A 12,373-nucleotide genomic window follows, 5' to 3' on the forward strand; every position below is an offset into this window, starting at 1 on the left:
CACTCTGTCGGTGACGGCTTCGCTTCGACCGCAGGGCAAAATCAGAGTTTCCTTAGGCGTTAAATGCTGCCGCCGCTTCTGCGGCTAATCCCAAAGGGCTACTTCGAACACGGCATGAAGAGAGATGTCAGACCGACATCCCTCAAATACCCTGAAGCCGCGTTGCTAGCCCTAACTCTGTTCGCCCACTGCGCGACTACGCTGGAGGTACCCTATGAACGACACCGCGGATTTCTATATCTCGAACGTTAGCGGTGAAGTCGCGGCGATTCTTAAATCGACTATCCAGCAGATGTCGCGTGGCTCAGATATCAGCGACTTGATCGTTCATCAATTAACGCTCGCCTCAACGGCATTGGAAAACGAGAGAACGAAAAGACAATCCTCTATTTTCTGTCAAAGTCGCGGCACGTTGACGCAGCGTCAACTCAATAAAGCGAAGTCGATACTTTGCGACATGGCGTCTTCGACCAACGCCTCCGCTCTAGCCGCACAAGCCTGTGCCATGTCGCTGGGCCACTTTGAACGATGCTTTCGCATGTCAGCAGGAATGTCTCCTCATCATTGGATCATCAAGGCCAGAATGACTAGGGCGAAACACCTTCTCGTCGACGGCAACGCATCAATCGCAGATATCGCCAAGCAATGTGGCTACTCGGAAAATTGCCACTTCACAAGAATCTTCACGCGTGAAATCGGCATCAGCCCAGGAGCTTGGCGCCGACTTTTTGCCAATCTTTGGCATCCCGTTTGAAGCGAAATGGATAACAGCTGTGTTAGTTGCACGGCCAGAACGGCTTTCGTCATGACCTTATCCCAAACCATGTCCACCTCGCCGGCCACGATAACGTCATCCCCTGTCCGTCCCTCAAAAGAATGTTGATGCGAACACATCCATCTCGCCGCCTTACTTCGACTTCCAAAATGAGCAACGAGCATTTCCGCAAGCAATGCATGGCGCTCCTCAAGCGCTGCAAATGCATTCATGACGACCTCCTCTCTGAAGGCTGCAAGTCGCGCCATATCTTCGGAGACGCGAGCAAAGTCCAGGGCTGGCTGAGTTCTATCGCTCCGCGACCGAACACCTCGCCGAACTGACGCCAGGGTCATACCCACTTCAAGTGATTGCCGCATGGCTAATGCCTCACACCTGCCTGGATAGCTCGCAAAAACCGAATGACTTCGGCGGTGCGCCCATCGTGCACCAGTTGCTCTGCGGTTAGCGAGTCGAGTTCATCGATTTGAGTATGTTGATACCACGATAGCGTCGCGTTCGGATTTGGCTCGATCTCCTGCGCAATGCGCAGAACGCTGAGCACGTCCAATACCGCGCTGCCTAGGCCTGAATATTTTTCAGGACGCATGTCCTGCGCGGAGACGGCATTCCTACTAGAAGAAAGTTCCCATCTCCGGATTTGCGGTCGCATCACCATGGGATAGCTCTCCTATCAATGAGGTGCTCTAACTGTAGGATCTGATGCGCGGTATTCGCTTGTATTTTATAAGCGGCCTTGACAATTGATGATGTCGTTCGAAGTTGATCTTCTTCAGTAACGAGTTCTCTGCGCATCGGTACGCGACAAGAAAACGCCCATTCACCCCAGTGCCCGATGTAACCCTTTCGTATGATTCTTTTCCAGGGGTCATAGCGCACCATAACCAGCGACTCTCCCATAGACGATCCAGGAGTGCACTCGGTGAAAAGCCTTCTCGCTTCTTTCGCCATAGCAGTAGTGTCCTTGCTAGAGGCGCCAGCAGGGATCGCCATGCAGGCGAGTCAGAGCGCCACGGAAGATGCAGCAGCCTTGGCACAGTACAAGTCCCTTGGTCTTACTAAAGATCCAAGAGCGATCACGGCAGGTGAATATAAGATCGATCCGCACCATACGTCGGTTATAGCGAAACTCGCTCATATGGACTTGTCTCGCTACTCGCTTCGCTTCGATTCCTTGAGTGGCGGATTTTTATTCGATCCCTCGCGTACAATGGCCATAAACCTTGAGATATCTATTGCCCCGCAGTCGGTCGATACCGGCGACCAGGCATTCGACAAAAAAATAGCCAAGCGATACTTTCGGATTGATCAATACCCCAAAATCACATTTTCGTCGTCGGCAGTGAAGATCGCTGGCGATCACATATCTGTGGACGGCATCCTGGACTTTCATGGCGTGAAAAAGCCACTGACGCTAAATGTCGTTTATCGTGGCTTCGCTCACGGTCGCATGGGTTTCTCTGGCGAAGCAACATTTAAACGATCCGAATTTGGTGTCGGAGAATGGGCGCCACTGGAAGCCGACGAAGTAACTCTTCTTATCGAAACTGAATTCGTGAAAACCTAACTTGCCGCATCGACATTCATCGATTGAAGCCTCCCCTTGTTTTGGCTAGATCCATGACCTCGCATAAAACACCGTGAGACGATCGAACATATAAATGAGCTGATTGAGAATTCCTCCGCCTGCCAAATAGCGCGAGACTGAGGAAACTGAACGCCGCACAAAGAATTTCGGCACTGGTAGAGGGTGGCGCGTATGTTGGACTGCTCCAAATGCTCCGGGACTTTAAGAAACGCCGACGCCATCATTGCCTATTCTGGCCCTGTGCAGGACGCGCCCGATGCACGCGGCGCTTAGCGTCGTTTCGATGTTTGCAATCCGCATGACACGAACGCGGCCAACCATCTGCAAATAGCGACTTCCGCTACGAAGGTCACAGGGCATGATTAGAAATTTCAATACGCAGGGTCAGCTCAATGTGAAGCGTCGCAAATTTTTGGCAGCGACCCTTTTCGGATCACTCGCTCTCGCCGCAAATCGTATAGCGAGTGCATTCGATCGATCGGAAACTTCTGTCGACCGCTCTCGTTCCGCCAAACATCCAGAGGAACATCTCTCTATGGCTACGTTATATAAAGCGCAAAAAGTAGACGACGTCGAAGTCTTCTATCGTGAAGCGGGTCGTGTGGGCGCGCCGGTGCTACTTCTGTTGCATGGATACCCGACTTCCAGTCATATGTTCCGTGACCTCATTCCATTGCTGGCTAACGATTACCATGTCATCGCCCCGGACCTTCCGGGTTTTGGCAATACGAAAGCGCCCCCGCGCGGCGCGTTTGACTATACGTTCGACCAACTTGCGCAGATCGTCATCGGTTTCACGAACGCGTTGAACCTCAAGAAATACGCGCTATATGTCTTCGACTACGGTGCACCTACCGGCTTTCGCGTAGCAGTCGCCCATCCCGAGCGCGTGACGGCCATCATCAGCCAGAACGGCAATGCCTACGAAGACGGGTTGAGCGACGTCTGGGGTCCTTATCAAGCGTACTGGCGAGCCCCTTCGGAGAAGACGCGAGAAGCGTGCCGCGATGCTCTTTCACCCGAAGCGATACGCTTGCAGTATCTGCATGGAGCCGATCCCCTCAAGGTGTCGCCCGACGGCTACACGCTCGACATTGCATACATCAGTCGCCCGGGGATGGATGATATCCAGCTTGACCTCGTGCTGGATTACCGCACCAACGTAGCCTCCTATCCCGCATGGCAAGCGTACTTTCGCGAGCATCAACCGCCATTGCTTGCGGTATGGGGCGACCAAGACCCGTTTTTCCTTCCCGCGGGCGCACAGGCCTATAAGCGTGATATCCCCGAAGCCGAAGTGCATTTGTTGAATACCGGGCATTTCGCGCTGGAGACCAACGCGCATGACGTTGCCGATTACATCCGCGACTTCCTAAAGCGGAAAGTAAAAAACGTCTCCTAAGGCGAATCGTCCGTAGATGCGCTGTAGTGGCTCATTACCGGCCTTGAATCGGTCGGTCACGTTGTACCGAAGAAAACACCTGCGGGTGAAATGCTTCGGCAAAAAGCTGGAGAAATGACGTCGACCCTCCCCTGGAGATCAAATCTGGCTATCTCTCGGCAGATGGCGATTTGGAAACTTTGACTGCTGTTGCAGAGCAAGCGATCGGGCGTGGTAATCAGGCTGCGTTGCGCCTTACCGGACTGGCCAAGTCGCGTCCGAATCTCTTTCAAAAATTCAGCTGCAAACGTTTCTTCGTCGCGGTCTTTCTACCTTCTGGCACCAAAGCGGCACAGCCAGAATGGGCGTTGATCCAACCACATCGGTGGTAAGCGGTCGCCTGAAGGTCCACGGCTTGGAAGGTCTTACGGTCGCGGACGCATCGGTGTTTCCACGCGTCACGGCGGGCAACACGATGGCCCCGAGCATTGGGGTCGGTGAGATGGCAGCCAAGTTCCTTACTACCAAATAAAACTTCGACGCAACACATAGGCCCGTTACATGAGAACTGCTGAATCTCGCCACATTATCTCAGCTGTCCTCATCTCGCTCTGCTTCATGGGCGGCATCGCGCGAGCCGCCTCGGCGACCGGCGTACCTTTGCTCCTTTTCCCCGAGCTAGCTGCACTGTCCTACGACGTATTCCTGCGGCCACGCGGCACCTGGGCCAGTGCGCCCTGGATGCTTGCGCTCACCCCGGCAATGACCGCCGTGCTGGGTGTACTCGTCACTCGTTATCTGCCTTATTCCGCCGCATCCATTGCGATTTGCATTTTGGGGGCGATGATCATTCTCAAGCTCATGCGCTCGCCGATCGCTCCGGCCATCTCGGCCTGCTTTCTCGCGCTCTCACTAGGCGAGAAAGGCTGGCTCTATCCGCTTGCGATTCTGCTCGGCACGAGTGCGCTTGCCGTCCTGTCCTCCGCATACCGGAGGTTCTTCGACAAGGGAGCCGCACGCGCCGCGACGAGCGCCGACGATCTGGTCGATGACGAAATCGAATCGCTGCCCAAGCAATTTCTGTGGATTCCGTTCTTAGTAACTTTTCTCGGCGTTGCCTACCTGCTTTCGATGGCGACCGGAATGCGAATGGTGCTTTTCCCGCCACTCGTCGTTATTGCCTTCGAAATGTTCGCGCATGCAAACGTCTGTCCCTGGGCCCAGCGACCGATACTGTTGCCGGCAGTGTGCACGCTCGCGGCGGCAGTCGGCGTCGCTACGGTGGCGACGTTTGGTCCTGGCGTTACATCCACTGTGCTGGCCATGCTGTTCGGCGTCGTTATGCTTCGCGCGACTCGTCTGCATGCAATCCCCGCACTTGCCATAGGACTCCTTCCGCAAGTCATGACCTGCGCCGACTGGCATTTCCCGCTCGCAGTCAGCATAGGCAGCACGCTTTTGACGGCGAGTTTCCTGCTCATCGAGAAATCGTCGAGAATCAAACGCCAGGTCGCGTAAAAAAAGCAAAAAGAGCAGAGTGCATTTCTCAGAAGCAAGCCAATCCCGCTTACTTCGCCAATCCTTCGCCAAGTAACGCATCGAAATCCCGCTGTTGTTCAATGCATTGGCAGCCTTCGCCAGCTTGCCCGCCGGTCTCGCCTGCGAAGCGCTCGACATCGTGCACTGGCTTTCGCACCGACGATCCACACGCAAGCTCTATTCGGTCCCTCGTCTCGGACGCGAAGCATTGATCAGATCATGGTCCATCGAGCCCATATCACGATGGCTGGGCCGTCAGATATTTCTACCGCCGACGACACTCGCTCAGATGCAGATGCCCGCATGAACTCCGTGGTGATACCTCAGGATCAAAGACCTATCTTCCGCTCGACCCACTGGGCACGCCAAGCAGGAGCTGCAAACGCATCGGCGAAGTACTGGGTTTCATGCAATACCTTTCCGTCCCGAAACTCCATGATGCTCACGGTGTAGACGGGCTTGCTCTCATAGGTAATTGCATATTCGGTAACCCAGAGGTTGCCCTGTCCTACGATACGCCGGACCACAAACCCCGATGGTTTACCTGGATGATGGCTACGAAGCGCTTGCAGATTATGCCGACCGTGAATGATCTCGCCTGACTGTGGGTACTCGCAGACGGCGTCATCGTGATAGATCTCATGCTCGGCAACTTGATCACCTGCAGCAGACGCAGCCCAATGTCGATCCAGAGCCGTCCGAACATTCTGCACTTCCATCATCGGCCTCCGTTTGCTTCAAATCGCTCAGCATCAAATAGGTTTGAGATCACCAACAAGGGTCGGCAGTAATTCCGAGACAGTCGGATGAATCGGCACCGCCCATTTCAACGTATCGAAGGGCTGATCTGCGTTCATCAAATCAAGTACGCCATGGATGGCCTCGTCGCCGCCCACCCCCAAGATCGCGGCGCCAAGGATGCGTCGCGTATCAGCGTCGGCAATCACCTTCATGAAACCTTGCGTTTCGTCGCGTTCAACAGCGCGACCGACACGCGTCATGGGGCGTTTGGATATCAACAGTGGCCTACCGCTGGCACGTGCCTGTGCGTCGGTCATACCGACACGCCCTAGGGGTGGGTCCGTAAACAGTGCGTAGCCGGGTATGCGCGATGAAACGCGCCGCTGCGCACCATCGAGAAGATTCGCTGCGATAATCTCGAAATCGTTGTAAGCCGTATGCGTGAAGGCACCGCGTCCATTGCAATCACCTAAAGCCCAGATGCCGGGTACGTTGGTTGCGAGCCTATCGTCAACGATGATGTAGCCATGTTGATCAGTTTTGATGCCGGCCTGCTCCAATCCAAGATCGTCCGTATTTGGGCGACGTCCTACGGCCAGCAGCACATGGCTGGGGACGATTTCCTTATCGCCGGAAGTGCAGTCAACTTTTACGACAGCGCCTTCGGCATGCGGCGCAAAGGCGATACATTCGGCATTGGTGCGCACCGTAATCCCTTCGCCCTCAAGTATGCTTCGGATCGCTTCTGAGATGTCTTCGTCTTCACGAGCGATCAATCGCGACTGACGCTCTACGATGGTGACTTTGCTGCCAAAGCGGCGAAACATTTGTGCGTACTCAAGACCGATGTAACTGCCGCCGATCACCGCGAGATGTCGTGGAGGCGCAGCAAGCTCGAGTATCGATGTATTGGAAAGATAATTGATGTCGCCAATGCCAGGCATGTCCTCCGGTATCCGCGCACGGCCGCCGACATTGAGGAATATGCGCGGCGCGGTAATGGTCTCGTCGTTCACGCGCAGTGTATCGGGACGTTCAAATCGGGCATGTCCGCGCAATACCGTCAGATTTTTCATGCCATCAAGCCAACGTTCCACATTGCCGCGAGACGCTTCGGTTACCTTATGCGCCCTTGCCATGACTCGCGGCAGATCGATGCTTACGTCGCCATTTAATACGACACCATATTCCGCGGCACGCCGCGCCTGATGCGCAACGCGCGCGCTGGCTACCAGTGTTTTGGTGGGCATACAGCCGGTATTGACACAAGTACCGCCAAAGAAATGACGCTCTACGAGTGCCACCATCATGCCCGCAGCGGTCAGGCGGTCTGCCAGGGGTGGTCCGGCTTGCCCGGCACCGATAACGATCGCATCGAAAACGCGGCTCATGGCTGACCTTCCCTCGATTCTGATCGAGTTTGCGTTTTGGTTCGTCGGTAATGCCAGCTATTGATGGCGGACATCCAGCCAAATGCTTCCAGCACATACTTTGATTGTCAAAGGGATACCGCTGGCCCAATTTTTCGCTCCCTAACCAATTGTTTTACCTGGCCATATACAAACTTTTCTGGCAGACGACAAGCAAAGTACGTACGTAAAAGCTCTTGACCGCACTTACTTTGGTTTCCAAATATGCGCAGACTTTGATGGCATGCCCACGTGGGCATTCGGTTTAAACTCCAGAAGAGGCCGAAAATTTAGTGATTGGCCAGCACGGCCGCCGCCGCGCCTGAGCGACGTCCGTGTTCAGCCCTCGCTATCAAGCGCCGCCGCCGTACTGCTAGTGCCAGACGCTCCAACACTTGCACGGAGCAGTCCCAGTCAATGCAGCCGTCGGTGATGCTCTGACCAAAGATCAGCGGCTGGCCCGGGATCAGATCCTGTCGTCCGGCCACGAGGTGACTTTCCACCATGACGCCGATGATGCGGGTTTCGCCAGCCTCGATCTGTGCAGCGATATCTTCGAGCACACGCGGTTGGTTTTCCGGTTGCTTGCCGCTGTTGGCATGGCTGGCATCGATCATCACTCGCGGCGGCAGGCCAGTCTTGCCGATCGCTGCGCAAGCCGCTGCGACACTGGTCGCATCGTAATTCGGTACGTTGCCGCCGCGCAGGATCACATGGCAGTCTGAATTGCCGGTGGTCGTTGCTATGGCTGCCTGCCCGCCTTTGGTCACCGCCAGAAAATGATGGGGTTGTGACGCTGCGTGCACGGCGTCTACAGCGATCTTCACGTTGCCGTCGGTGCCATTCTTGAACCCCACCGGGCACGACAGGCCCGAGGCCAGCTCACGATGTACCTGACTCTCGGTCGTACGTGCACCTATCGCCCCCCATGCCACGAGATCGGCAATGTATTGCGGCGTGATCATGTCGAGGAACTCACATCCCGCTGGCAAACCGAGTGCATTGATGTCTCGTAACAAACCACGTGCAAGCCGCAGGCCTTTGTCGATCTGGAAGCTGCCGTCCAGATCCGGATCGTTGATCAGCCCTTTCCAGCCCACCGTCGTACGCGGCTTCTCGAAGTACACGCGCATCACGATTTCCAGTGCGTCGCTCAACTGCTCGCGCAGCAGCACAAGACGCCTGGCGTATGTCAGCGCAGCTCTCGTGTCATGGATCGAGCACGGCCCGATCACCACCGCGAGGCGATCGCCATTGCCTGTGATGATCTGATGCAAAGCATCACGGGAGGCATTCACCGTGAGCATCACGCGTTCGCTGGCAGCGCAATCGCGCATCACCTCGGCAGGTGTACTGAGAGTGGTGATCGCGCGGATACGCAGGTCATCGGTGTGGCGGTTCACGTTGAACTCCTTGATGGGGATCCAGCGGCAGCCATGAAAACTGCCCACGGAGGTTGACGGCGCTCCGTGATCGAAGATGACCTGGACTTCGCCCCCACCTGCGCTTCCGACATGGCGACGGCTTGAGCCTTTCGCTCCACGAATACTCGGCTTGCTCATTCACGCAGCGGCCTTCACCGGTGGGAGCCCAGCCGCCGATAAGCGACATCTGTTAAGCAAGCCCGCTTTCTCCATCCCTCCGCAGGGCGGTTGGATTCGCCTTGTCATGCACGAAATAGCCTTTGGAGCGTAGCCGGCTCTGAATAGTGCGTTACTGACTAAGTAAGAGATCATGTTTCATGGGTCACCCCATGCATCTCATGTGCGCTTTGTATGTGTTCTTCGATAATGTCCGAAATGACTCATATACCGTGATGCTGGCGACACGTACAGCGGGGGTGCATCGGGAATCAATGCAACGTGCGTGCACCCTGTGCGGCATCATTCATACGTCTGAGTCAGCAGCACTGGATGCATCGCAAGAGGTCCGCTTGCCATGACGTAAGCATCGAAGTATTTCAGCATCCGATCATGAACCGAACTCGATAGCCTCTCTGCGGTCAGTGCATACACCTCTGCGGCATGGCCAGGCTGCGCGCAAACCCATCGCCACGCCTGCGCATGCGTACTTGGTGCAGCGGCGGCCAAGAGGTTTATTTCCACAGAAGGAACACTGCACGTGGGCTCAACAATGGCCCCGGAAAACACGATCCGCTCACTGGCTGCGCTGATGGTGGAGAGGATTGACGTCGCAGCGCATAAGCATGAGGCAACCACGACAATCAGAGAAATGGCCATCTCGATTCCCTTCTTAGATTTACCGCCTAATTCAAGCCGTGACCGGCCATGATCACTTGTGCTGGTGCTTCAGCATGTAGTCGACCACGTTCACGTATTCCTTGAAATCCAGACACTGGTTCTTCTCCGTATCGAACATCGCCAGCGGCGGTGCCGACTTGCCGGCGTTCCTGATCAGTTCCAGGTGGGCGTACTCCGACGCATCCAGACACCCGTTCTTGTTGGCGTCCATCGCCACGAATTGTTCATGCAGGCGGTGCAGCTCAGTCGTGGCTTGCAGCTGATGCCAACCGACCCGGAACTCCTCGGGCGACAGCACTCCGTTGTGGTCGGTATCCCAACGGGCAAAGAGCGTATCCGCTTCGTCGGCCGGTGGTGCCGGGGTCGCTTGGGTGGCGGGCGTCTTTGCCGGAGTCGTCGCTTGGGCCTGCGCCGAGGTCGCCACGAGTAATGCCGCGATCACACACACGGCATAGCCTGCCCTACTCCCGTGCCTGCTCATGGCGTCACCCCCTCCGTCTGCAGCTCCGCCTCAAACGTGATCAGCTCGCGAATCTCCGGCGTGCGCAGGCCCACCATCATCGGGTTGCGTACGTTCGGCAGGAAGCACAGGTCGAAGATCTCGGAAATGTCGCCCTCGAAACGGATCCAGTGCAGCACGTCGCCATTGGTCAGCGAGATGATCTGCACACCACACCAGGGCTCCACATCGTGCTGGGTCAGCTCGGCATCCAGCTGCAAACCTTCGAAGCGCTGGTTCCTGGGCTTGGACAAACCCACCGCCGCCATATTGCCGAAGATCGACAGGCCGCGCACGAACCCGGGCAGGAACGCATGCGGTACAAACGACTTGGTCGTGAAGTCCACCCAGCCCAGATGCCCGGTGCCGGCGTTCAATACCCACAGCTTGCCATTGGCCCAGCGCGGCGAATGCGGCATCGACAGGCCTTCGCAGACGATCTCGTTGGTGTCGATGTCGATCACCACGCCACCGTTGTGGCGGCGGTCGCGCCAGCCATCCACCGCATCGCTCTTGCACACCGCGGTGACGTACTTGGGTGCGCCGTCGACCATCGCCAGGCCATTGAGGTGACAACGGTCTTCCGGCGCCAGCTTGGTGATGAAGTCCGGTTTCCAGATCGCCTTGAAGCTGTGCGTCTGGCTCAACTCGGCAAGGCAGGAGTACTTGGTGTTAATGAAGACCACTTTGCCGTTCTTGCGGATGCCCAGCTCGTGGATATCCAGGTCACCGATGGTCTGGGCATTGCGCGGGACATAGCACTTGTCGAACTGGGCATGGATGACTTCGTTCGAACGCAGCACGTTCTCGAAGCGCCATAGCTGGTACAGGCCGCCCAGGTAAATGCGTTGGGCATTGCCGACAATCCCCATGGCGCGTTCGAACAAGCGCTCGAAGAACGACACGCGGCCGAGCTTGTCGCTGCCCACCAGATACACCCGACCGGTCTGGTAGGACGAGATCGCCAGGGACAGGTTGCTGCTGGCCAGCCAGGCGGCCAGGCCGCGTGAGCAGCTTTTTTCGACGATCTGCTGCTTGGGCGGGTCGACCAGTGGCTTCGCCGCTGCCGCTGCCTCAGCTTCTGACAAACCGGCAGGCACTGCCGCTTCCGGCGCACTCTCGGGCACAGCCGGGGCCGCCTCGTCGCTTACCGACTGCAGGCCCACCGCCATCTCACCCTTGTCACCGACGTCCTGCAGATCGGTATCGGACACTTCATCTTTGCTTGCCATGTCATTCTCCTCATTTCGGTGACCGCTTGCGCACCGTCGCTGGTTGCATAGCGCCCACGCGCCAGATGCGTACATGGTGGTTGTCGATCTTACGCCGCACGGCGTGGATGCCCCGCGCCCGCGCCCACTGCACAAGCCGCTTGGCGTTGTCGTTTGCGTATTCACCGAAATCCAGCTCGAGTACCAAACTCTCGCCGTCCTTCAGTTGCAGCATTTGTTTCTGTTCGATGGAGAGCGGCTTGTTGTGTCCAAACGGAAACGGGATGCCACACTCGATCTCACCGATCGTGTAGCCCTCAAAGACAGTGGTCCTCATGTTGGCCACGTTAGAGCGCACCGAGCCGCCAGATCCGGACGGTGGTCTCGTCGACCATGCGATACGCGAGCCGCACACGCCGCCTCCGCGCCCAGTCCGTAAGACGTGTAGCGATGTGTGACGCGCTGTGGAACTGCCACTGCGGAACGATGCACTCGCCTTTGGCGATCGGGATCGTTTGCAGCAAGAAGCTGTCGCCATCTTTCAGCTCGAGCACGCGTTGCTGATCGGGTCTAAGCACCTGACTGGCGCGTTGAGGGAGAGGTACCCCGGACTCGATGTGCTTTGTCTCGCATGCCTTGGTATTCATGGTGCTCCTCATAGATCTTCTGATTCTGACCCGCATACGCTGGGCCCATCGGCGCTTCGGTTATGGATACAGCGTCTTTGCGTGGCTCGAGCCGAAGCTTGGTAGCAGGCGCCTGGACCCTTGATGCCGGTAAACGGAAACCCGGCGGCGGGGCGCTCGCCGGGTTCCCCCCTCACTTCACTCACACTTCTACAACACACTTACACAGGGTTCTTTCCCATCGTCTTAGAAGGTGTAGCGCAACCCGACCTGGCCACCGAAGAAGCTCTTCAACGCCCCACCGTCCTGCCAGTTCAACCCGCCGTACAGCGCCAGCTTGCCG

13 protein-coding genes and 2 pseudogenes are annotated in these 12,373 nt (G+C 56.7%); 6 read left to right on the forward strand and 9 right to left on the reverse strand.

Annotation, left to right across the window (positions count from 1 at the left end; all coding sequences use genetic code 11):
• The first annotated feature begins 214 nt into the window (after positions 1-214).
• The gene (locus GSQ75_RS05385; protein WP_158753450.1) at positions 215-754 is read left to right on the forward strand and encodes an AraC family transcriptional regulator; all 540 of its coding nucleotides are present in this window, start codon (positions 215-217) and stop codon (positions 752-754) included.
• A 382-nt stretch (positions 755-1,136) separates the two neighbouring features.
• Here the strand turns inward: GSQ75_RS05385 and GSQ75_RS05390 are convergent, their stop codons facing one another.
• On the reverse strand, positions 1,137-1,433 hold the full coding sequence (locus tag GSQ75_RS05390) for a hypothetical protein (RefSeq protein ID WP_158753451.1): 297 nt from the start codon (positions 1,431-1,433) through the stop codon (positions 1,137-1,139).
• 264 nt (positions 1,434-1,697) lie between these two features.
• On the opposite strand from GSQ75_RS05390, the gene GSQ75_RS05395 reads away from it, so the two are divergent.
• The 5 genes and pseudogenes from GSQ75_RS05395 to GSQ75_RS19145 all read left to right on the forward strand — a co-directional run.
• Positions 1,698-2,342, forward strand: coding sequence for a YceI family protein (locus GSQ75_RS05395; RefSeq protein WP_158753452.1), 645 nt, complete (start codon positions 1,698-1,700; stop codon positions 2,340-2,342).
• A gap of 556 nt (positions 2,343-2,898) precedes the next feature.
• Positions 2,899-3,765, forward strand: coding sequence for an alpha/beta hydrolase (locus tag GSQ75_RS05400; protein WP_254058478.1), 867 nt, complete (start codon positions 2,899-2,901; stop codon positions 3,763-3,765).
• 271 nt (positions 3,766-4,036) lie between these two features.
• Positions 4,037-4,276: pseudogene (locus GSQ75_RS05405) on the forward strand (GMC family oxidoreductase); the annotation flags it as partial.
• Positions 4,277-4,305: 29 nt separating this feature from the next.
• Entirely contained in the window at positions 4,306-5,262 is a 957-nt protein-coding gene (locus GSQ75_RS05410) for an HPP family protein (protein WP_158753454.1), read from the forward strand.
• A 76-nt stretch (positions 5,263-5,338) separates the two neighbouring features.
• Positions 5,339-5,590 (forward strand): annotated as a pseudogene (locus tag GSQ75_RS19145) (IS4 family transposase); the annotation flags it as partial.
• A gap of 22 nt (positions 5,591-5,612) precedes the next feature.
• Here the strand turns inward: GSQ75_RS19145 and GSQ75_RS05415 are convergent.
• From GSQ75_RS05415 to GSQ75_RS05450, 8 genes are all read right to left on the reverse strand, one after another.
• Positions 5,613-6,005 carry a nuclear transport factor 2 family protein gene (locus GSQ75_RS05415; RefSeq protein WP_216840607.1) on the reverse strand — a complete coding sequence of 131 codons (393 nt, stop codon included), beginning with the start codon at positions 6,003-6,005 and terminating at the stop codon, positions 5,613-5,615.
• Between the two features lie 30 nt (positions 6,006-6,035).
• A complete protein-coding gene (locus GSQ75_RS05420; protein WP_158753455.1) occupies positions 6,036-7,415 on the reverse strand; it encodes an FAD-containing oxidoreductase in 1,380 nt (459 codons plus the stop codon).
• 308 nt (positions 7,416-7,723) lie between these two features.
• Positions 7,724-8,836 carry a 3-deoxy-7-phosphoheptulonate synthase gene (locus GSQ75_RS05425; RefSeq protein WP_158753456.1) on the reverse strand — a complete coding sequence of 371 codons (1,113 nt, stop codon included), beginning with the start codon at positions 8,834-8,836 and terminating at the stop codon, positions 7,724-7,726.
• Positions 8,837-9,316: 480 nt separating this feature from the next.
• Positions 9,317-9,673, reverse strand: coding sequence for a hypothetical protein (locus tag GSQ75_RS05430; protein WP_158753457.1), 357 nt, complete (start codon positions 9,671-9,673; stop codon positions 9,317-9,319).
• A 52-nt stretch (positions 9,674-9,725) separates the two neighbouring features.
• Entirely contained in the window at positions 9,726-10,175 is a 450-nt protein-coding gene (locus GSQ75_RS05435) for an EF-hand domain-containing protein (RefSeq protein ID WP_158753458.1), read from the reverse strand.
• A complete protein-coding gene (locus GSQ75_RS05440) occupies positions 10,172-11,425 on the reverse strand; it encodes a TIGR03032 family protein (protein WP_254058440.1) in 1,254 nt (417 codons plus the stop codon). Before GSQ75_RS05440 ends, GSQ75_RS05435 begins: the two co-directional genes overlap by 4 nt.
• Before the next feature lie 10 nt (positions 11,426-11,435).
• Positions 11,436-11,750, reverse strand: coding sequence for a hypothetical protein (locus GSQ75_RS05445; protein WP_158753459.1), 315 nt, complete (start codon positions 11,748-11,750; stop codon positions 11,436-11,438).
• A 1-nt stretch (position 11,751) separates the two neighbouring features.
• Positions 11,752-12,051: a hypothetical protein gene (locus tag GSQ75_RS05450; RefSeq protein WP_158753460.1), complete on the reverse strand. Its 300-nt coding sequence runs from the start codon at positions 12,049-12,051 to the stop codon at positions 11,752-11,754.
• Positions 12,052-12,373: the final 322 nt, after the last annotated feature.

Source organism: Dyella sp. S184 (assembly GCF_009766065.1).
Classification (GTDB): domain Bacteria; phylum Pseudomonadota; class Gammaproteobacteria; order Xanthomonadales; family Rhodanobacteraceae; genus Rhodanobacter.